The 20,977-nt window shown below is 69.3% G+C and carries 21 protein-coding genes; 10 read left to right on the forward strand and 11 right to left on the reverse strand.

Annotated features, from left to right (window positions below):
• Window positions 1-906 (reverse strand): LysR substrate-binding domain-containing protein, encoded by a 906-nt coding sequence (locus tag Q344_RS0101270; protein WP_028285047.1) that lies wholly within the window; start codon window positions 904-906, stop codon window positions 1-3.
• Between the two features lie 133 nt (window positions 907-1,039).
• On the opposite strand from Q344_RS0101270, the gene Q344_RS22825 reads away from it, so the two are divergent.
• From Q344_RS22825 to Q344_RS22830, 6 genes are all read left to right on the forward strand, one after another.
• Window positions 1,040-1,792 carry an HAD hydrolase-like protein gene (locus Q344_RS22825; RefSeq protein ID WP_229669113.1) on the forward strand — a complete coding sequence of 251 codons (753 nt, stop codon included), beginning with the start codon at window positions 1,040-1,042 and terminating at the stop codon, window positions 1,790-1,792.
• Complete coding sequence (locus tag Q344_RS0101280; protein ID WP_028285048.1) at window positions 1,789-2,715, forward strand: ABC transporter permease; 927 nt, start codon at window positions 1,789-1,791, stop codon at window positions 2,713-2,715. The genes Q344_RS22825 and Q344_RS0101280 overlap by 4 nt, the downstream gene beginning before the upstream one ends.
• A gap of 3 nt (window positions 2,716-2,718) precedes the next feature.
• Window positions 2,719-3,588 (forward strand): ABC transporter permease, encoded by an 870-nt coding sequence (locus Q344_RS0101285; RefSeq protein ID WP_028285049.1) that lies wholly within the window; start codon window positions 2,719-2,721, stop codon window positions 3,586-3,588.
• Window positions 3,589-3,649: 61 nt separating this feature from the next.
• Window positions 3,650-5,200, forward strand: a complete 1,551-nt coding sequence (locus Q344_RS0101290) for an ABC transporter substrate-binding protein (RefSeq protein ID WP_028285050.1) — start codon at window positions 3,650-3,652, stop codon at window positions 5,198-5,200.
• Between the two features lie 58 nt (window positions 5,201-5,258).
• A complete protein-coding gene (locus Q344_RS0101295) occupies window positions 5,259-6,104 on the forward strand; it encodes a metallophosphoesterase family protein (protein WP_028285051.1) in 846 nt (281 codons plus the stop codon).
• On the forward strand, window positions 6,101-7,759 hold the full coding sequence (locus Q344_RS22830) for an ABC transporter ATP-binding protein (RefSeq protein ID WP_036538159.1): 1,659 nt from the start codon (window positions 6,101-6,103) through the stop codon (window positions 7,757-7,759). The genes Q344_RS0101295 and Q344_RS22830 overlap by 4 nt, the downstream gene beginning before the upstream one ends.
• An 18-nt stretch (window positions 7,760-7,777) precedes the next feature.
• On the opposite strand, the gene Q344_RS0101305 is transcribed toward Q344_RS22830, so the two are convergent.
• From Q344_RS0101305 to Q344_RS22845, 7 genes are all read right to left on the reverse strand, one after another.
• Window positions 7,778-8,527, reverse strand: a complete 750-nt coding sequence (locus Q344_RS0101305) for an META domain-containing protein (RefSeq protein WP_028285052.1) — start codon at window positions 8,525-8,527, stop codon at window positions 7,778-7,780.
• Window positions 8,528-8,729: 202 nt separating this feature from the next.
• Entirely contained in the window at window positions 8,730-9,326 is a 597-nt protein-coding gene (locus Q344_RS0101310) for an SCO family protein (RefSeq protein WP_028285053.1), read from the reverse strand.
• Between the two features lie 4 nt (window positions 9,327-9,330).
• On the reverse strand, window positions 9,331-10,311 hold the full coding sequence (locus Q344_RS0101315) for a DUF1775 domain-containing protein (protein WP_036538161.1): 981 nt from the start codon (window positions 10,309-10,311) through the stop codon (window positions 9,331-9,333).
• A gap of 103 nt (window positions 10,312-10,414) precedes the next feature.
• Entirely contained in the window at window positions 10,415-10,765 is a 351-nt protein-coding gene (locus tag Q344_RS24980) for a hypothetical protein (RefSeq protein WP_051630189.1), read from the reverse strand.
• 72 nt (window positions 10,766-10,837) lie between these two features.
• Window positions 10,838-11,467: a 3,4-dihydroxy-2-butanone-4-phosphate synthase gene (locus Q344_RS22840; protein ID WP_051630190.1), complete on the reverse strand. Its 630-nt coding sequence runs from the start codon at window positions 11,465-11,467 to the stop codon at window positions 10,838-10,840.
• On the reverse strand, window positions 11,467-11,970 hold the full coding sequence (locus tag Q344_RS0101330; protein WP_028285055.1) for a flavin reductase: 504 nt from the start codon (window positions 11,968-11,970) through the stop codon (window positions 11,467-11,469). Before Q344_RS0101330 ends, Q344_RS22840 begins: the two co-directional genes overlap by 1 nt.
• A gap of 102 nt (window positions 11,971-12,072) precedes the next feature.
• Window positions 12,073-13,353, reverse strand: coding sequence for an amidase (locus tag Q344_RS22845; protein WP_051630191.1), 1,281 nt, complete (start codon window positions 13,351-13,353; stop codon window positions 12,073-12,075).
• Between the two features lie 171 nt (window positions 13,354-13,524).
• On the opposite strand from Q344_RS22845, the gene Q344_RS0101340 reads away from it, so the two are divergent.
• The 4 genes from Q344_RS0101340 to Q344_RS0101355 are packed head-to-tail and all read left to right on the forward strand — an operon-like array spanning window position 13,525 to window position 17,689.
• On the forward strand, window positions 13,525-14,820 hold the full coding sequence (locus Q344_RS0101340; protein WP_051630192.1) for an ABC transporter substrate-binding protein: 1,296 nt from the start codon (window positions 13,525-13,527) through the stop codon (window positions 14,818-14,820).
• Between the two features lie 60 nt (window positions 14,821-14,880).
• Complete coding sequence (locus Q344_RS0101345) at window positions 14,881-15,741, forward strand: ABC transporter permease (RefSeq protein ID WP_028285057.1); 861 nt, start codon at window positions 14,881-14,883, stop codon at window positions 15,739-15,741.
• 5 nt (window positions 15,742-15,746) lie between these two features.
• Window positions 15,747-16,589, forward strand: coding sequence for an ABC transporter permease (locus Q344_RS0101350; protein WP_229669114.1), 843 nt, complete (start codon window positions 15,747-15,749; stop codon window positions 16,587-16,589).
• 35 nt (window positions 16,590-16,624) lie between these two features.
• On the forward strand, window positions 16,625-17,689 hold the full coding sequence (locus Q344_RS0101355) for an ABC transporter ATP-binding protein (protein WP_084178262.1): 1,065 nt from the start codon (window positions 16,625-16,627) through the stop codon (window positions 17,687-17,689).
• A gap of 65 nt (window positions 17,690-17,754) precedes the next feature.
• On the opposite strand, the gene Q344_RS0101360 is transcribed toward Q344_RS0101355, so the two are convergent.
• From Q344_RS0101360 to Q344_RS0101370, 3 genes are all read right to left on the reverse strand, one after another.
• Complete coding sequence (locus Q344_RS0101360) at window positions 17,755-18,675, reverse strand: LysR substrate-binding domain-containing protein (RefSeq protein WP_028285060.1); 921 nt, start codon at window positions 18,673-18,675, stop codon at window positions 17,755-17,757.
• A 160-nt stretch (window positions 18,676-18,835) separates the two neighbouring features.
• The gene (locus tag Q344_RS22850; protein ID WP_051630193.1) at window positions 18,836-20,089 is read right to left on the reverse strand and encodes an MFS transporter; all 1,254 of its coding nucleotides are present in this window, start codon (window positions 20,087-20,089) and stop codon (window positions 18,836-18,838) included.
• 6 nt (window positions 20,090-20,095) lie between these two features.
• The gene (locus Q344_RS0101370; protein WP_028285061.1) at window positions 20,096-20,977 is read right to left on the reverse strand and encodes a nitrilase-related carbon-nitrogen hydrolase; all 882 of its coding nucleotides are present in this window, start codon (window positions 20,975-20,977) and stop codon (window positions 20,096-20,098) included.

Below are 20,977 nucleotides of genomic sequence, written 5' to 3' on the forward strand. Positions count from 1 at the left end.
TCAGGCGGGAACGGCGCCCGCCGCCGGACCCCGCGCGGCGCCCGTGCTCCGCGCGATGCCGAAGAAGGCATCGACGATGCGGCCCTCGCTCTCGGCCAGGCTGAAGACGGTTTCGTGGGTGCCGAGCCCGCGCATCTCGGCGATGGCGAGGCGGGCGACCCCGTCCGTCCGGCTGGTGCTCTCGCGCCAGAGAAAGCCGATTCCCAGCCCGTTCACCACCGCCTCGTAGAGCCCGTCGCGCGCGTCGAGCGTCAGGAAGGGCTGCGGATCGAGCCCCGCGCGCGAGAACATCCGGTCCACCGCCCGCTGCGTCGAGGAGCCCGAGGCGCGGAAGATCAGCGGCTCGCGCGCGAGCGCGGCGGCCGTGACCTCCGGTTTCCGGGCGAAGGGATGGCCCGGCGGGGCGATCGCGATGACCTCGGAGCCCGCCAGCGGCTCGCGCCGGAAGCGCGGATCGGCGGGCACGTCCGGCAGCACGCCGATGTCGCATTCATGGGTCAGCACCGCGCGGGTGATCTTCTGGTGCGATCCGGTCTCGACCTTCAGCGTCACCCCCGGATAGGCCCGGTGAAAGGCCGCGATCACCGCCATGCCCGGCATCGCGTTGCCGAGGCCGATGGTGATCTTGCCCTCGCGCAGCGAGGAGCGGCTGAGGAGAAGCCGCTCCGCCTCGTCCCGCGCCTCGGCCATCCGTTCGGCCGAATCGCAGAGCTTCAGGCACAGCCCCGTCGGAACCAGCCGCCCCGAGTCCCGCAGGAAGAGGCGCACGCCATATTCCGCCTCAAGCCCGCGAACCTGCGCGGAAACAGCAGGTTGCGTGACATTCATCAGCCGCGCGGCCCCCGCGTAGGACCCGGCCTCGGCCACGGCCCGCACGGCGTCCAATCGGGCGTTACTCAGGGTCATCCGGCTCTCTCCGTAGCGCAGGTTTGCTTTCCCCAAAGCATAGCCTTGCCTTGTTACGGCCATGTCACAGCGGCGCTCCATTGCTCCGGTCAAGCAGCGGGGCCCGCCGGTCCCGCCCGACGGGAGACAGCACTTGGACGCAGCGACGACCCTCCGGCCCGAGACCATCCGCCAGACGCGGCTCGACCCTGCCGCCATCGAGACGGCGGGCGTGGTGCTCTGCGACCTCGACGGCTGCCTGATCTCCGAGGGCCGCGCCTTCGGCGACGCGCCCCGCTTCGCCGCGGCCTGCGGGGATCGGCTCTGGATCGTCTCGAACCGCTCCGACACGACGGCCGCGCTCCTTTCCGCCCGGCTCGCGCCGCTCGGCCTGCATGTCCCGCCCGCGCGCATCCTGCTGGCGGGGGAGGTCGCGCTCGAGCAGCTCGCCCATGCCGGGGTGGAGCGCCTGCGCCTCTGGGCCGACCCCGCGCTTCAGGCGCGGGCAAGGACGCTGGGCCTCGACATCGACGCGCCGCGGCCCGAGGCGGTCCTGCTCTGCCGCGACGCCGCCGTGACGGTCGAGACGATGGGCCCGCTGCTGGCCGAGGTCGCAAGCGGCGCCGCGCTCTGGGTCGCGAACGAGGACCTCTCCCATCCCGGCCATGACGGCGCGCCGGTCGCGGAGACCGGCGCCCTGCTGGCCGCCCTCCGCGCGATCCGCCCGGAGCTCGGCTGGCGCAGCCTCGGCAAGCCCGATCCGCTGATGCTGACCACCGCGCTCGCCCGCAGCGGCATGGCCGCGGCCGAGGCGGTCTTCGTCGGCGACAACGCCGCGACCGACGGGCGCGCCGCCGCCGCGGCCGGCATCCCCTTCCTGCACCTGCAACGGAGCGTCACGCGATGATCGCCTACCTCGCCCGCGTCCTCGTCCGCTCGGTGGTGACGCTCTTCGCCATCGTCAGCGTGACCTTCATCGCCACAAGGCTTTCCGGCAATCCGATCGACACCTTCCTGGGCGAGGGGCTGACCACGGAGGGACGGGAGGAGCTGATCCGCTACTTCCAGCTCGACCGGACGCTCTGGGAGCAATACCTCGCCTTCCTGCGCGGCGTCGTGTCCGGCGAATTCGGGCTGTCCTTCGTCGACCGCCGCCCGGTGACGCAGGTGGTGGCCGAGAGGCTCTGGCCCTCGGGACAGCTTCTGCTCTGCGCGGTGGCGCTGACCATCGCCGTCTCGATCCCGCTGGGCGTGCTGGGCGCCATCTTCCGGAAAAGCTGGATCGGCTCGGCGGTGATGACGGTGGCCTTCGCGGGCTACGCGGTGCCGTCCTTCATCCTCGCGATCCTGATGATCCTCACCTTTTCCTACTGGCTGAACTGGCTGCCGGTGGTCGGGAACGCGACCCCGCTGCATTACATCATGCCGACCATCGCCATGTCCGGCGTGCTGGTCGCGGCGCTGACCCGGTTCACCCGCAACGCGATGCTCGACGTGCTGGGGCAGGACTTCATCCGCACCGCCCGCGCCAAGGGCCTGTCCGAGGCCCGCGTGGTCCTGCGGCACGGTCTGGGCAACGCCGGCGTCACCGTGATCTCGGTCATCGGCCTGCAGATCGCGGGTCTGGCCGCCGCCGGCAGCGTGGTGGTCGAGACGATCTTCTCCTGGCCGGGGATCGGCCAGCTGCTCGTCACCTCCGCCATCACCCGCGATTACCCGGTGCTGCAGTTCGGCGTGATCGCCGTCGCCGTCGCCGTGGTCGCGATCAACGCCCTCACCGACATCGCCTATGCGCTGGCCGACCCGCGCATCCGCCTGGCCCGGAGCTGAGAGATGACCACCTTCGCCGACCCGATCCCCGCCAAGCGCCGCAGCCGGTCCGACGCGATCCAGAAGGCGGCCATCGCCATTGCCGTCGTGCTCTTTGCCGCGGCGCTGCTGGCCCCGCTGATCGTGCCATACGACCCGCTGGCGCAGAGCCTGCTGAGCCGCCTGCGCCCGCCGCTCGGCTTCGAGCGCTACGCCCCCCTCCACCTGGCGGGCACCGACGAACTGGGACGCGACGTCCTCTCCCGCGCGCTCTACGGGTTGCGCCTGACCCTGGCGCTGGCCGTCGCGGGGGCGGTCATCGGCCTGCTGATCGGCGGCACGCTGGGGCTGATCGCCGGGCTCCGCCGCGGCTGGGTCGAGGACACGATCATGGCGCTTGTCGACATGCAGATCGCGATCCCCTTCACGCTCGTGGCGCTGCTGATCCTCTCGCTCATGGGCTCGAGCCTCACGGTCCTGGTCCTCGTCCTCGGCATCGCGGGGTGGGAGCAATACGCCCGCATCGTCCGGGCCGAGGTCCGCAAGCTCTCGGCGCTGCCGTTCCTCGAGGCCGCCCGGACCGCCGGCGCCGGCCCGCTCTACACCGCACGGCGCCACATCCTGCCGAACCTCGTCTCGCCGCTGGTGGTGCAGTTCACCCTGGCGCTGTCGAACATCGTCATCCTCGAAAGCACGCTCTCGTTCCTGGGGCTCGGCGTCCAGCCGCCGCAGCCCTCCCTCGGCTCGATGGTGGGCCTGGGCCGGGACTACATGCCGACGGCGCCCTGGATCGTGCTCACCCCCGCCGCGCTGATCGTGGCGCTCACCTTCTCCGTGCAGACCCTGGGCGACTGGCTGCGTGACCGCGCCGATGTCCGCCTGCGCGACCGCTAATCAAGACCAAGAGCCGCACGACCGGCCTTTCCTCACACCAACCGAACCCCGGAGACCCGACATGATCCGACTGATGCTGACCACCGCCCTTGCCGCGCTGCCCTTCGCAGCCAGCGCGCAGGAGATCACCGTGGGCGCCGCCAACATGGCCCCCTACCTCGACCCCGGCCGCGACCATTCCAACGTGGGCTCGCAGTTCTACTACAACAGCTTCGACACGCTGATCGACCGCGACCACACCAAGCTTGAGCCCGAATGGACCCCCGCGCTCGCCACCTCATGGGAGCTGATCGAGCCGAAGGTCATGGAGCTGAAGCTCCGCGAGGGCGTCACGTTCCACAACGGCGACCCGATGACCGCCGATGACGTGGTCTTCTCGCTCAACCGCATGTTCCAGGCGACCTTCCCGCCCTACGTGGTGCGCGCCAAGGACCGGCTGGGCAACTTCACCGGAGCCGAGAAGGTGGACGACACCACCATCCGCATCCACGCCGAGCGCGAGGAACCGCTCTGGGAGACGCTGATCTCGCTCCAGCAGATCATGATCATCCCCGAGGCCTACACCAAGGCCCTGACCGGCGATCCGGACGTGGCCGAGGACAGCGATTTCGAGGCCTTCGCGCTCGCCCCGGTCGGCACCGGCCCCTACGCGATCGAAAGCTTCCAGCCCGGCGAGAAGCTCGTCTGGACCCGGTTCGACGATTTCTGGGGCGACAAGGCGCCGCTGGAAAAGGTGAACGTCGTCCAGATCGCCGAGACCGCGTCGCGCGTGACCGCGCTGAAGACCGGCGAGGCCGACATCATCACCAACCTCGCGCCCGACCAGCTCTCGCTGGTGGAGAGCGACCCGAACCTGAAGACCGAAGGCTCGGCCACCGCGCTCTTCCACGTGATGATCATGAACCAGAACCACCCCAAGCTTCAGGACCCGCGGATCCGGCAGGCGATGAGCCTCGCCATCGACCGCGACGCCCTGAACGAGGCGCTCTGGGCCGGCAAGGCCGTGGTGCCGTCGTCGCACACGATGGTCGAGATGGGCGCGCTGCACCAGCCCGACCTCGTGACCTTCGAATACGACCCCGAGCGGGCGAAGCAACTGCTCGACGAAGCCGGCTACGACGGGTTCGAGATCACCTACGACACCGCGCCGACCTATTACACCAACGGCCTGCTCGCCGCGCAGGCGATCATGGAGATGTGGGCCGCGGTCGGCATCAACGGCAAGGTGCAGGTGCAGGACCAGTGGTCGGGCAACGACCCCGAGATGATGGCGCGCAACTGGTCGAACCCGATGTATTTCGCGGACCCCTTCGGCAGCTTCGGCGTGATGTGGGCGCCGGGTGGCCCCTCGCAGAGCGAAGGGCGCTTCAACACGGACGAGGATTACGCCGAGAAATGGGAGCGCTTCCGCTTCTCGACCGACGTCGAGACCCGGAAGGAGGCCTATGCCGAGCTGATGGAAGAGGTGAAGGAGGACCCGGCCGTCCTGCCGCTCTACCGCCCGTTCGAAAGCTGGGGGATGAAGACCTCGGTCAACTGGGCGCCGCTGCCCGGCCATATCCCCTACGTGCTCGACTTCCGCGCCGGCAGCATCTCGCTCGCCGACAGCTGACGACACCCCGGGCCGGGCGCATGGGGCGCCCGGTCCACCCCCATCAGGAGCCAGACCCATGACCCGGATCGCCATCGTCACCGACATTCACCACGGCGCGCCCTCCCACACCAAGCGCGGGGACACCGCGCTCGCGCTTCTGGCCGAGTTCGTCGCCTGGGCCAACGCGGCGCGGCCCGATCTGGTGCTCGACCTCGGCGACCGCATCTCGGACGTGGATGCCGAGACCGACGCGCAGCTCGAACGCGAGGTCGCCTCGGTCCTCTCGGGGCTGGAGGCGCCGCTGCACCATGTCTGCGGCAACCACGACCGGGATCACCTGAGCGTGGCCGAGAACGCCTCCATCCTCGGCGCGTCGCTCGAGAGCGAGGTGCTCGACCTCGGCCACTGGCAGCTCGCCCTCTGGCGGGCGGATGCGAAGATCCGCCGGAACGTCCCGCGCCCCGGGTTCGACCTGCCCGAGCGCGATCTCCTGTGGCTCTCCCAGACGATGCAGCGGGCCGGGAAGCCCACGCTCGTCGCCAGCCACGTCCCGGTCTCGGGCCACAGCCAGATCGGGAACTACTACTTCCAGCGCAACGCCTCCGTCTCGACCTACCCGCAGGCCGACCGCGCCCGCGCCGCGCTGGCGCAGGCCCGCGTGCCCGTCGCCTGCGTCGCGGGGCATGTGCACTGGAACACCGTCACCACCGTCGACGGCATTCCGCACATCACCCAGCAGAGCCTGACCGAGAGCTTCACCACCGGCGGCGAACCCGCCCGTGCCTGGGGGATGCTGGAGCTTTCCGACACCGTCCACTGGCAGGTCTTCGGCGACGATCCCTACGAGGCACGCCTGACCCCGGCGCGCCACCGCTGGACCCCGCCGCTCGCCCCCTTCGTGACGGAGCTCGCCGCGGAATGATACTCTCGCCTCCCAATCCGCCCGTCCTCTCGGTCCGCGACCTGCGCATCGCCTTCGGCGAGACGGAGGCGGTGCACGGGCTTTCCTTCGACATCCACCGGGGCGAGACGCTCGCCCTCGTGGGCGAGAGCGGTTCGGGCAAGAGCGCGACGGCGCTGGCGGTCCTGCGGCTGATCGAACGCGAGGGCGGGCGGATCGCGGGGGGTTCGATCCGGCTGGGCGGGGATCGCCCGGCCGAGATCATGGACCTGTCGCCCGCCGCGCTGAGGGCGCTCCGCGGTGACCGGATCGCGATGATCTTCCAGGAGCCGATGACCTCGCTCAACCCGGTCATGTCGGTCGGCGCCCAGCTCTGCGAGACGCTGGCGCTGCACCGTGGCCTGCGCGGTCGCGCGGCACGCCAGGCGGCACGCGCGGCGCTGGAACGGGTGCGGATCCCCGAGCCGGAACGACGGCTCGAGCAGTATCCGCACGAGCTGTCGGGCGGGCTGCGCCAGCGCGTGATGATCGCCATGGCGCTTGCCTGCGAACCCGAGGTGCTGATCGCGGACGAACCCACCACGGCGCTCGACGTGACGACGCAGGCGGAGATCCTGAAGCTCATCGCGACGCTCCAGCGCGAGATGGGCATGGCGGTGCTCTTCATCACCCACGACCTCGGCGTGGTGGCCGAGATCGCCGACCGCGTGGTGGTGCTCAAGGACGGCGAGAAGGTCGAGGAGGGGCGCACCGCCGACCTCTTCGCCAGCCCCCGCGCCGCCTATACGCGTGAATTGATGGCCGCGTCGCCGAAGCTGGGCGAGGGCGCGCCCGCGCCGGTCGAAAGCGCCGAGACGGTGCTGAAGGTGACGGGCCTGACGACGACCTATGGTGGCGGCGGGCTCTTCTCCGGCCGGGCGCCGGTGGCGGCGGTGAAGGATGTCTCGCTCAGCCTCGCACGGGGCGAGACCCTGGGGCTCGTGGGCGAATCCGGCTGCGGGAAATCCACGCTGGCGCGGTCGATCATGCGGCTCGTCGATCCGGCCGCGGGCGAGGTGGAGTTGCTGGGCGATCGCATCGACCACCTGGGCGGCGCCGCGCTGAAACCGCACCGGGCCCGGATCCAGATGGTGTTCCAGGACCCCTATGCCGCGCTGAATCCGCGGATGACGATCCGCGACCTCGTGACCGAACCGGCCTTCCTGCACGGCATGGTGGAGCCGCGGGAGCGCGGCGCGATGGCGGGTGCGCTGCTGGAGCGGGTCAGCCTGCCGGCCGATGCCGCAGACCGCTACCCGCACCAGTTCTCGGGCGGCCAGCGTCAGCGGATCTGCATCGCCCGGGCGTTGTCCGTCCGGCCCCGGATCATCGTGGCGGACGAGGCGGTCTCGGCGCTCGACGTGTCGAACGCGCGGCGCGTGACCGACCTGATGGCCGCGATCCAGCGCAGCGAGGGCGTGTCGTTCCTGTTCATCAGCCACGACATCGCCGTGGTCGAGCGCGTGAGCCACCGGATCGCCGTCATGCTGGACGGCGAGATCGTGGAGACCGGACCGACCGACGCGGTGCTGCGCGCGCCGCGGCATGCCTACACGCGCAAGCTGCTGGCCGCGGTGCCGAAACCGCATCCCGGCAGCCGGAACCGAAGCGCAACGCCGCGGCTGGTCCCGGCGTGATCCTGCGGTCGGGGCCGCTCAGTCCTCGGCCCTGCTGAACCGGATGGTGGGGACGCCGTAGGCGTTCACCAGCGTCAGCAGATCGCCGTTCAGCACGTAGCCGGCGGTGTTGCCGAGCGCGTCGATCACCACGGCCTCGAGCTCCATCACCGGCGGCGGGCAGGCCTTGCGGGTCCCGGCCATGGGCTGGCTGACGACGAAGCCGCCCTCGGTCATCTCGGCCTGCCCGGTGAACTGGTTGCAGCCCGCGAAGACCGAGACCGTGCCGTCCTCCGTCACGGTCAGCGTCGGCGGGGTGTCGACGATCAGCATGCGGCCGCCCACCTCGAAGGCGTTCCAGGTCACGCTTGCGGGGATCGGTTCGGGGGTGGTCGTCTGGCGCGTCTGCATCGGCTCCAGCGCGATCTCGACGCTGTCACCGGCGTCCCGGGTCAGCACCATGTTGGAGGTCGTGGTCCGGGCGACGACGGTATCGCCCGACAGCAGCCTGGCCGCGACGGCATAGGTCATCCGGTCGTCGATCAGCGTGTCCTCGTAGGGCAGGGCGACCGTCACCGGCATGCCCGCCACGGTCAGCATCTGGAGCGACAGCGTGACCGAGGGCGCATCGGCCTTCGAGACGTCCCGGAGCTCGACCGCGAGGATCGCACCCTCGGGGATCGGCGCCTCTCCGGCATAGGTGGCGGTGACTTCGACGGTCGCGATCTCGGCCAGCGCCGGGGCGGCGGGCAGAGCGAGGGCGAGCGCTGCGGCTAGGCATGTCTTCATGGAATTCTCCTCCGGAAACCACGTCGGCCGGCGCGGGGCCGGACAGGCTGAACCTGTGTGCCCGGCTCCCGCACTGCGGGTAAGTATGAGCGCCCAGGATGGCCTATGGTAGAGGAAAGCACGCCCGCGCGCCACAGCTTCGGTGGCCCGGTCGAGGCGGGGTCGGGCGGGGCGTCCTGCACCCCGCCAGGATGGTCCGGGATCAGCCGGCCTGCATGCGGCGGATCTTGTCCATCACGCGGTCATAGTCTTCCTGGTAGCCGACCGGTTCGAAGAAGACGCCGTCCTCGTCGAAGAGCAGCACGTTGGCCGAATGGTCCATCGTGTAATCCCCGTCGCCGAGCGGCACCTTGCGGGCGTAGATCCGGAAGGCCCTGAGCGCCTTCTCGACCTCTTCGGGCGTGCCGGACACGCCCTCCACGCCCGGCGCCCAGGAGACGTAGTCGCGCAGGGTGTCGATGTCGTCCCGTTCGGGGTCCACCGTCACGAAGTAGACGCGCAGCTTCTCGTCCGGGCCAAGCTCTTCCTGCCAGGTCGCGATGTCGCCGAGCGTGGTCGGGCAGACCTCGGGGCAATGGGTGAAGCCGAAGAAGACGGCCGAGGGCCCGCCCTCCAGGCTGGCCTCGGTGAAGGTCCCGCCGGAGGTCGTCTCGAGCCGGTAGTCGCCCGGCCCGATGGTGTCGGCGATGCTCTGTTCGAAGGTCGGCGCGATCAGGCGCGCCCAGGCGAACCAGCCGAGCGCCACCAGGGCGACGCCCCAGAGCACCCCGATGGCGATGTGTTTTCCGGAGAGCCTCATCAGTTCAGTCCTTCTTCATGTGGCCGGAATGGTCCGTCGCGCCCCTGGCATTCGGCGCGCCGATGGCCAGCGGGACGACGACCTCTCCGGCGGTCTCGAATGTCAGCGTGACCTCGACCGTCTCGCCCTCGACGAGGGCCTCCTTCAGGTCCATCAGCATCAGGTGATGGCCGCCGGGCCTGAGTTCAACGGTCCCGCCTGCGGGAATCGGCAGGCCGTCGGGCAGGGGGCGCATCTGCATCACGCCGTCGGCCATCGTCATCTCGTGGACCTCGGCGCGGCCCGCGACCGCAGCGCTGGCCGAAACGAGGCGGTCGTCCTCGGTGCCGGTGTTGACGATGGTGAGGAAGCCGCCGCCGACAGGCGCGTTCGGCAGGGTGGCGCGCGAGAAGCCGCCGGTGATCTCGAGCGCACCTGCGGTCTGCGCCGCGCCATCCGTCGCGCCGTGACCGCCATGCCCGGCATGTTCCTCCGCCGAATCGGTGGCCGCGACGAGGGTGACGCTCGGCGCCGGGTTCGGCACGTCGTGCGAGCCGCTGGTGTCGGTCCAGTCGGCGGTCCCGTTGGCACAGGTCTGAACCGCCGGGAAGACCATCACGCTCTCGGGCGCGAGGTCACGGCCGAAGGTGCCGCGGACGGTGAATTCGTCGTACCAGCCGTCCTCGAGATGGCCGTTCGACCAGGTGACGCTGCGCAGGCCCGAGGTCATCTCGGTCCCGTGGTTGTCGTAGGGCGTGGCGTAGGGGCCGTCCTCGGTCGAGAGATCCCAGCCGGGCTTGGGCATCGGCTTCGCGGCGTAGAACCCGTCGGGCAGGGTCAGGCGGACCGTGTGGGTCGCCTCGCCGTCGCAGCCATGCGGCACGCGCAGGGTGATCTTGGTGGTTTCGCCGGGGGCCGCGGTCTTCTGTTCCAGCGTGGCATGGGCGAGGGCCGAGGTGGCGGCGGCGGCGGCCAGCAGGGCCGAGGTAAGGGTGATGCGGATCATGGGTTTTCTCCGGTGCGAACGCGCGCGGACCTGCCGCTGCCTGCGCTCTGAATGGGGTGGCCCCGCGGGGCCGGTCTGATCGGGTGCCTTGCGGCGAAGCGGATCAGGCCCGTGCCGGAGGGGCGCGTGGAGCATGGCCGGGGTTGCCGGGCAGGGGGCGCGCGGTGCGGTCCGCGAGCGCGCGCCAGCCCTGGCCCGGGCGGAGATCCCGCGCGACGGATGCGGGCGTCATGTCGGGCGGGTCGGCGACCAGGCGGCAGAACGGGCAGCGGTGATCGTCATGCCCCTCGTCGCCGCAGATCTCGGCGACGTCCAGGCCGAACAGCAGCGCCTGGTCGAAGGCGGCCTCGTCCGAACGGTCCGGCGCCATCATCGACGCGGACGCGATGCTGACCGTGGCGATCAGCAGTGCGGCAAGGGCCGCAACGATGGTCCGGGCGAACTGGCGCGTCATGGGACGAGTCCTAGACCGCCCGGCGGGAAGAGGGAAGTGCGCCCGATGGTCGCTCGGGGCCGGCGGCGGGCGTCAGATGCTCCGCGGCAAAGCGGCGAGATCGGCGGTGCCGATGCAGGGCAGGTCGTGCGCCTCGGCCAGCGCGCGGGCGTCCCGCGGCGTGGCGGCCGCACCGCTGGCTGTCAGGAGCGAGCAGGTCACGGCGACAGGCGGGCAGCCGGCGGCCCGCAGAAGGGCGACGGCCAGCTCGGCGCAGGAGGGCGCCTCGTCGGTTTCGGAGCCGAGGGCGATCTGCGGGAAGATGTGGCCGGGGGTTACGAGGTCCCCGCCCTGCGCGCGCGGATCCGCGAGGACGCGGATCGTCAGCGCCCGGTCGGCCGCCGAGATGCCGGTCGAGACGCCGACGCGGGCCTCGACCGAATAGGTATAGGCCGGGCCCGCGCGGTCGTGGTTGCGGCGGGGCTGGAGCGTCAGTCCCATCCGTGCCGCGCGGCCCGGCGTGACGGCGACGCCGATCAGCCCGCGTCCGTGCGTGGCCATGAAGTTGATCGCGGCGTCACTGACCTGCGCCGCGTCCATGATCATCGTCGCGCCGACGTCGGGCGTGTCCGAGATCACGACGAAACCGCCGGTGGCCAGCGCGTGGAGCGCGGCGTCGAGCGGGGCGCTCTCGGCGCGGTCGGGGTAGAAACCGTCCTCCATCACAGGGAGACCGCGTGGAAGGCGCGCGCGTAATAGACGCTCGCGGGTTCGCCCGGCGCGACGACCACGTCGACGACCTCGCAGAACAGGACCGTGTGGGTGCCGACGTCGTGGCGGTGCGTGACGCGGCAGTCGAAGGAGACGACGCTTTCGCTCAGCACCGGCGCGCCCGAGGGGCCCTGCGTCCAGGCGGCGCGGGCGAAGCGGTCGTTCATCGGGGTCTTGCCGCCGAAGAGCATCGCGAGGTCCTGATGCCGCGGGCCGACGGTGTTCACGCAGACCGCGCAGTTCTCGCGGAAGGCGCCCCCGGCCGAGGAGGTGCGGTTGACGCAGACGAGCAGGGTCGGCGGCTCGTCGGTGACCGAGCAGACGGCCGAGGCGGTGAGCCCCGCGCGGCCGCCGGGGCCGTCGGTGGTGACGATGTTCACGGCGCCGGGCAGATGCGCCATCCCCTCGCGGAAGGCCTCGCGGGTGACGTGCTCAAGGGGCGAGAGGTCGTTCATGGCTGCGTCTTTCGGGTCTGGGTCACGGATCAGGTTAGGGTGCTTGCCCGGGCGCTTCCAATGACGAAGCGTCCCGGGGGGGCATGAGGTTTTCTCAGCCGCTCAGGCGACGGGTTCCAGTGCGCCGGCGAAGGCCTTCGCGGCCAGTTTCGCCACCGCGATGGCACGCCGGTCCTCGTAGCGGCGAGCGACGAAGGAGACGCCGATCGGCATTCCGTTCGGGCCGGTGAGGCCGGGGGCGGAGACCACGGGAACCTGCAGGAGCGTCCACATCGAATTCATCGCGGCGTTGCCGGTGAGATCGAGCCCCTCGGGCGCCTCGCCGGTGGCGGAGGGCGTCATGACGATGTCGTAGCCGGTGGCGATGTCGTCGTAGAGCCCGCGGCATTCGTCGGCGAGGCGATAGGCGGAGCGCAGGCTCGCCGGGGTCTCGCCGCGCCGGTTCTCGGTCTTGGCGACGAACTCGTCGTGGATGCCGGGGGTGTTCATCACCTCGGACAGGAAGGCCGAACGCCCCTCGCAATCGAGGATCGCGCGGTGCGCCTCGTGGATGTCGTCGAAGAGGGGCGGGAGGGTCAGTTCGCTCACCTCGGCCCCCGCGTCCTTCATGCGGGCGACGGCCTCTTCCATCGCCTGCACGCCGCCCGGCTCCATCTGGTCCCAGGTGGGGGTGCGGGCGAAGCCGATCCTGAGACCCGGGAGGGTGGCCGGAAGATCGGGCATCTCGAAGAAGCCGAAGACGTCGGCCAGCAGCTCGAAATCATCCGCATCGCGGGCGTAGAGGCCCAGCGTGTCGCAGGTGGCCGAATACATCTTGAGTCCCTCGCGGCTGATCGCGTTCCAGGTGGGTTTCCAGCCGAAGATGCCGTTGAACGAAGCCGGGCGGATCGTGGAGCCCCCGGTCTGGGTGCCGAGCGCAAGGCTCGCCATTTCCGCGGCCACCGCGGCGCCCGACCCGGAGGAGGAGCCGCCGGGGGTGCGCGTGGGGTCATGCGGGTTGCGCGTCTTGCCGCCCCGGTTGGTCGCGGCGAATTCGGTCGTGACGGTCTTGCCGACGATCAGCGCGCCCGCCGCGCGGAGCGTGTCCACGCAGGCGGCGTCGATCCCCGGACGGCTGCCCAAATAACGGGCGCTGTTGTGGCCCGTCGGCATATCCTTCGTCAGGATCACGTCCTTCACGCCCACGGGAACGCCATGCAGCGGGCCGCGCTCCGGGCGGGCGTCGATCCCGGCCGCCTGGGCGCGAAGCTCGGCCGCGTCGAAATACGCCCACGCCTGCACCTCGGGCTCGCGCGTCTCGATCATGGAAATAACGGTTTCCGCGGTCTCGGCGGCGGAGAGCCCGGCGCGGCGGATGGCGGTGGCGGTCATGGGGTCGGACATCGGATGCTCCTCTGGCATGAGACCCCCACGATGGCACGTCCGGAAAGATGCTGCGCCGCAGCTTTCTTCAGGATCGGTGTGAGATTTCCTCATTTGTTGGAAACGGCGCGGTTCCGGAAGCTGAACCCAGTCGAACACCCAAGAACGCGTCGCATTCCGAAGGATAGACCGATGACCCAGACCGACAAGACAAAGCCGAAGGCGGGCGGCCTCAGCCGGCGCTCCGTGCTCAAGAGCGGTGCCGCGGCGGCCGCGGCCTCCGCCTTCCCGGCGCCCATGCTCTGGGCGCAGAACATCAAGGACATCAAGATCGTGCATGTGGGACAATCCTACTCCACGATCCCGAACATCGCCGAGAAGGCCAACGAGGACCTCGATTTCACCGTCGAGATGCAGACCGCGCCGGATCTGACCACGCAGGTCAACCGGATGCTCTCGCAGCCGAAATCGCTCGACGTGACCGATGTGGGAAACACCACGCTGAAGTACTACGTCGGCCGCGGTTTCCTTCAGCCGCTCAACGTCAGCGAATACAAGTACTGGGACAAGACGGTCCCGCTCTTCACCTCGGGCACCTACCCGAGCGGCGAGAAGGCCTCGATGCAGGGCTACGCGCCGATCAAGGCGCAGTACTACACCGGCCCCGATGCGATGGAATATTCGCTCGAGCCGACCGAGTGGCTCGTCGGGATGCCGCTCTATTACAACGCGGACACGCTGGGCATCCGACCGGACCTGATCGGGCGTCCGATCGACAGCTGGGCCGAGCTGCTGAACCCCGAGTTCTCGGGCAAGGTCGCGCTGCAGGACGGCACCGGGGTCGGCGTGCCGGATGCGGCCATGGCGCTCGAGGCCATGGGCGATGTCTCCTATGTCGACAAGGGCAACATGACCCGCGAGGAGATCGACAAGACCATCGAGAAGCTCATCGAATACAAGCGCGACGGCCATTTCCGCAGCTTCTGGACCAACTTCGACCAGTCCGTGCAGCTGATGGCGTCGGGCGAGGTGGTGCTCCAGTCCATGTGGTCGCCGGCCGTGACCGAGGTCCGGACCCGCGGTGTCGAATGCGTCTACAACGGCATGAAGGAAGGCTACCGAGGCTGGTACATCATGATGATGCCGATGGCGCATCTCGAGGGCCTGAAGCGCGAATGCGCCATCGAGTACATGAACTGGTACAACTCGGGCTGGGCCGGCGCCTTCATCTCGCGGCAGGGCTTCTACAACTCGGTCCCCGAGAACGTGAAGTCCCACATGACCGAGAACGAATACGGCTACTGGTACGAGGGCAAGCCCGCGACCGAGGCCGTCCTGAACCCCTTCGGCAAGGTCATGGAAGAGGCCGGCGTCGTGCGCGACGGCGGCGCGCTCTGGGACCGGATGGGCAATATCGGCATCTGGAACACGCTGATGGACGAGGACCGCTACCTCGTGCGCCGCTGGCAGGACTTCCTCGCCGCCTGACGACATGCGCGGCCGCGCCGGATGCGCGGCCGCCGTCCCCTCTCGCCCCACGGGAAGAACATGACAGTTTCGCCGAAAGTTGCCTCCTGGCTGCAGGTCGCCCCCATGGCCTTCGTCTTCACCGCGATGGTGCTGATCCCGCTGGGGATCATCTTCGTGGTCAGTTTCCTGGACTACAATTTCGCCCAGGTCTTTCCCGAGATCTACATGGGGAGCTGGCAGGATGCGCTCTATTCCCGGCTGACGGTCGACCTCTACCTGACCGTCTTCAAGTTCCTGTTGATCACGCTGACGATCACCTTCGCCATCGGCTTCTCGCTGGCCTATTTCCTCGTCTTCCATGTCCGCTCGAACGGGATGCGCCTTGCGCTGCTCGCGGCCGCCGCGATCCCGTTCTGGACGCCGGGCCCGATCCGGATGGTCAGCTGGGTGCCGCTGCTCGGCAAGGAGGGGCTGGTGAACCAGGCGCTTCTGGGCCTGGGCCTGATCGACGCGCCGCTCGACTGGCTGCTCTATTCGCAATTCGCCGTGGTGCTGGCCTACATCAACCTGCTGACCCTCGCCATGCTGGGGCCGATCACCCATTCGATGGCCAAGATCCCGCGCTCGCTGATCCAGGCGGCGCAGGACCAGGGCGCGAGCGAATGGCAGATCATCCGCGAGGTGATCCTGCCGCTCTGCAAGCCCGGCATCGCCATCGGCACGATCTTCATCTGCACCGCCGTGCTGGGGGACTTCTTCATCGTCAAGATCATGTCCGGCGGCCAGACCAACACGCCCGCCAACGCGATCGCGACCGAGCTTGCCGCCTTCCAGTACCCGCCCGCCGCCGCCAAGTCGGTGATGCTGCTGGTGGTCGTCGTGATCCTGGTGTCGGTGCTGCTGCGCTTCGTCGACATCCGCAAGGAGCTTCAGAGGTAACCGCCATGATGATGACCGCCCGGGGCCGCCCGCTTTCGTTCTACGTCCTCGCGGGGCTGATGGCGCTCCTGCTGATCTTCCTCTACGCGCCGATGCTCTGCGTCTACATCCTGTCCTTCCAGGGACCGGACGGGGGGATGAGCTTCCCGATGGTCGGCTGGTCCTTCCACTGGTTCGAGGTGCTCTTCGAGGGCACCGGCGGCCACGGGATCGGCGACGTGCCGAACAGCTTCCGCCGCTCGGTCCGGCTCGCCGCCTTCGTATCGGTGCTGTCCACGGTGATCGCGCTCTCGGCGGGGATGGCCTATCGCCGGAAGTTCCCGGGGTCGAACTTCGTGTTCTACTCGGCCATCGCCGCGATGGTGCTGCCCGGCATCTTCATCGGCTTCGGCATCGCGCTGACCTTCAACCTGATGGGCTGGACGATCAACTGGTGGTCCTCTGGGATCGGCGCGCAGCTGACGTGGTCGCTGCCCTTCGGGCTGCTGATCATGTTCATCGTGCTGGGCCGCTTCAACCCGGCCTACGAGGAGGCCGCGACGGACCTGGGCGCCAATGCCCGGCAGCGGTTCCAGATGATCATCCTGCCGATCATCCTGCCCGGGATCGTGGGGATCTTCGTCTCCTCCATCACCTCCTCCTACGAGGAGAACGCCCGCACCCAGCTCAACGTGGGCCTGGGCAACACGATGCCGATGGAGGTCACGGGCCTTCTGACCGGATCCTCCACGCCGGTGCTCTTCGCCATCGGCACGCTGACCTCTCTCTTCATGTTCGCGCTGATCCTCGGATCGGTCCTGCTGATGGGCTGGATGGCCCGCCGCCGGGCCGCTCGGTCCGAGCTGTGAGCGCCCCCTCTTTCCCCTCGCCGGAGCCTGACGCCATGCACCTCAAGAAGATCGCCGAGACGCCCGACGCACCGACCATCCCCGCGCAGCCCACGGTGCGGCAGGCCACCAAGGGCCACCGCTTCGACGTGGAGCTCGTCGCGGTCACCAAGCGCTACAGCGCGACCACGACGGCGGTGGACGACATCTCTCTGCGCATCCCGCGCGGGTCCTATTGCTGCCTGCTGGGGCCCTCGGGCTGCGGCAAGTCCACGACGCTGCGGATGCTCGCGGGGCACGAGAGCGTCAGCGAGGGCGCGATCCTCGTGCAGGATGTCGAGATCACGACCCTGCCGCCGATCCAGCGCGGCACCTCGATGATGTTCCAGGACTACGCGCTCTTCCCGCACCTGACGGCGCTCGAGAACGTGGCCTTCTCGCTCAAGGTCCGCAAGGTGCCGAAGGAGGAGCGGCTGAAACGGGCGCGGGAATATCTGGAGCTCGTGCAGATGGACAATCTCGCCAACCGGCTGCCGAACCAGCTCTCGGGCGGGCAGCAGCAGCGGGTGGCGCTGGCGCGTTCGCTCATCACCCGGCCCAAGGTCCTGCTGCTGGACGAGCCGCTCTCGGCGCTCGATCCGTTCCTCAGAACCCGGATGCGGGCCGAGCTGAAGCGGATCCAGAAGGAGCTGGGGATCACCTTCGTGCATGTCACGCACTCGCAGGAGGAGGCGATGGCGCTGTCGGACATGATGGTGGTGATGAACGACGCGAAGATCATGCAGGCGGCGCCCGCGCGCGAGATCTTCGAGACGCCCGAGAACGCCTTCGTCGCGAAATTCATTGGCGGGCACAACGTGCTGGTGAGCGAGGGGCGCGCGGTTTCCGTCCGGGCCGACCGCTGCCGGATCGGCGCGCAGCCCGGGATGCGCACGGCGAAGGGCGAGATCACGATGATCGAGTATCACGGGCCCTTCGTGCAGATCTCGCTGGCCGGGGACAGCGGCGACGACCTGACGGCGGTGATGAGCGATGCGGAATATTTCGCGCAGGAGCCCCGGATCGGGGATCGCGCGGCGATCTCGTGGGAGGCGTCCTCGGAGCACGAGCTGGTGGCCTGACGCCAGCGGAAAGCCAGCCAAGGGGGCCGGGCATCGTTCCGGCCCTTTCCTTCCGGGCGGTGGCGTCAGGTCGGGTGCACGCGCGCCGCCGGGCCGACCTTGTCGAAGAGCCAGTCCTTGAAACGGTTGATGACCCGGGCCCGGTCCGCCTTCCATGGCGAGAGCAGGTAGTAGGGGCTGCGGATCGGGTAGCTTTCGCCGACCGCCACCAGTTCGCCCCGTTCCATCGCGCGTTCGATCAGGATCGACCGGCCGAGGATCACACCGAAGCTCGAGCGGGCGGCCTCGATCGAGGGGCTGGCCTGGTTGAAGCGCGGCCCGTGGGTGACGTCGTCGCGGCTGACACCGTATTCGCGCAGGTAGCGTGCCCAGTCGGGATAGGTGCCCTCCAGCCCGTCCTGCATCCGGTCGACGTGGATCAGCGGAGCGTGGGCGAGGATCTCCTTCGCATCGTTGCCGTATTGGGCGGCAAGCTCCGGGGTGGCGACCGGGATGATCTCTTCCTCCAGGAGCGGCTCGACCTGCATGTCGAGATGCGAGCGCCAGTTGCAGATGCGCAGCTCGGCCTCCAGCGTCTCGCCCTCGCGGCGGTTCATGAAGGCACGGACGTTCACGTCGACCTCGGGCTCGAGCTTGAAGAACTCCGACAGGCGCGGCATCAGCCAGAGCGAGGCGACCGAGGCCGAGGCGGCGACGGAGAGCTTGGTGCGCGCCTCCTCCTGTGCCTGAAGGGTCAGGACGGCGTCGTTGATCAGATCGAGGGCGCTGGTGATGTTGGCGACCGTGGCGCTGGATTCGGGCGTCAGCTCGATCCGGCTGTTCTTCCGGTTGAAAAGGCGGGTCTGAAGGAAATCCTCCAGCAGCCGGATCTGGTGGCTGACCGCCGTCGGGGTGACGCATAGCTCATCCGCAGCCTTCGCGACGCTGCCGTTTCGTGCTGTCGCTTCGAAAGCCCGGATTGCGTTGAGAGGGACTCTTTTTCTCATCACTGTCTCCGCAGACCTTCCTCCCCTCCGTCCATAGTGCGGGCGAAGCGCGAGACCGCGCAAACCCGGCCGGGGCCCGGGCGGGCAGTAAGTTGCCATTGTCCATTAATGCGGCAAAGCGTCATGCGCTTGTCATCTTTCGCGCCGGTTTGCCGGGCGTTCAGATGGCGGGAAGGCGCCGGTTCACGGCCAGACCCCATGCCTTGCGGGTCGCAAGGGCGATTCCCGCGATGCACATGACGCCATTGAGCGCCACCGCCGCCCAGACCGCCTGTTCCGCCATGATGCCGGTCAGGATGGCCCCGATCGGCGAGGAGCCCACGATCAGCAGCGTCACCATCGAGGCGAGGCGGCCCCGCATGTGCACGGGGGTCAGGAGCTGGAAGGAGGTCTGGATCGAGGTCGAGAAGGTCACCGCCGCCGCGCCCACGCAGAAGAAGAGCGCACAGGAGAGCCAGAGCCTTTCGGTCAGGGCGATGGCGATCAGGAGGATCCCGAAGGCCAGACCCGCGAACAGGATGCGCCCCATCGTCGGCCGGCCCGAGCGCGAGACGGTGAAGGCCGCGCAGAGCGAGCCGAGGCCGAGGCAGGAGTTCAGCAGCCCGAACTGCGCCCTGGTGGCATGCACGATGAGCTCGGCCACCATCGGCACCATGGTCGAGAAGTTCTGCCCGAAGAGCCCGATGAAGCCGGTCGCCACCAGCAGGACCTGGATCATCGGGGAATTCAGCGCAAATCCCAGCCCCTCGCGGACATCGGCGAGGAGGGTGGTCCGCCCGGTGCGGCCGACCCGGGCGAGGTGCCCGGGCCGGATCGTGCCGAGGCAGATCGCGAAGAGGACGAAGGTGATCGCGTTCAGCGTGAAGGCGGCGGCGGGCCCCGTGGCGGCGAGGACGAGGCCCCCGAGGGCCGGGCCGATCACCCGCCCGATGTTCATCGCCAGCGCGCCGAGGGCGATGCCGTTCGGCAGCGCCTCCTGCGGGACAAGGTCGGCGACGAAGGCCTGGCGCAGCGGCTGGTCGATCGCGCTCACCGTGCCGAGGAGGGCGGCGAGGGCGAGGATGTGCCACATCTCGACCGCGCCCGAGGCGACGATCAGGGCGAGGGCGGCCGCCTGCACCGCGCCGATGCACTGGGTCCAGATCAGGAGCTCGCGGCGCCTGAACCGATCCGCCACCGCGCCCCCGATCAGCGAGAAGAGCATGATCGGCAGGAATTGCATCGTCGTGACCCAGGCCAGCATCAGCGGCGAGCCGGTCATGTCGAGCACCAGCCACGCCTGCGCCGTCATCTGCATCCAGTTGCCCGGGACCGAGATGACGGAGCCTGCGAAGTAAAGCCGGAAGGCGGGGATCTTGAGCGCCCTGTCGGTGCGCGCCGCGCGCCGCAGGCTCCCGGGACTCGGGGCGTCCATGAGCGCTCAGGCGGTCAGGGCAGGGGCATAGGCGTCGGGGCGCCGGTTGGTGGCGAAATCCCATCTCTCGCGCAGCCGGGCCTGTGCGGCCATGTCGAGATCGGCCGCGACGACCTCGTCGCCCTGGCTTTTCGCGCGGGTCAGGATCGCGCCGTCCGGCCCGCAGATGAACGACCCGCCGATGAACCGCGTGCCACCCTCGACGCCTGCCTTGCCGGCGGCGATCGCATGGGTCGCGGTGGAATAGGCGCCGCCGCAGATGGCGAGTTCCGAGGCGCGGCGGGCGCCCTTCAGCGTGCCGCCGGGCATGACGGGGGTGTTGTAGCCGACGCAGATCAGATCGGCCCCGTTCAGGCTGAGCGAACGATAGCTCTCGGGGAAGCGCCGGTCGTAGCAGATCAGCCCGCCCGCCTTCACCGCGCCCATGTCGAAGGCCGCGAAGGGCAGGTCGCCCGGGGTGAAGTAGCGCTTCTCGAGGATGTTGAGCGGCTTGTCGGGGTCGGGCGCGACCTTGCCGGGGATGTGGATCTTCCGGAAGGTGCCCTGGCAGGCGCCTTTGTCATCATAGAAGACCATCGCGTTGAAGAGCCCCTCGTTCGTCTGCTCGGCGAAGGGGATTACGATGGCCATGCCGTGGCCCGCGGCGCGTTCCGCGATGGCCTCGACCGCCTGCTTGTTCTCGGGGACCGAGGTGAAGGGCGTGAGGTCCTGCCGGACGGCGGCCGCGAAATAGGGGGTGAGCGCCAGTTCAGGCAGGACGGCCAGCGTGACCTTGTCCCGCGCGGCCGCGTCGATCAGGTCGAGGATGCGCGCGGCCGTCGTCGCGATGGTGGCGGAGGCGGGGCCGAGTTGCAGGGCCGCCGCGCGGATCGGGGAGGGGCTGGTCAT

The organism is Pseudooceanicola nanhaiensis DSM 18065 (assembly GCF_000688295.1).
GTDB classification, from domain to species: domain Bacteria; phylum Pseudomonadota; class Alphaproteobacteria; order Rhodobacterales; family Rhodobacteraceae; genus Pseudooceanicola; species Pseudooceanicola nanhaiensis.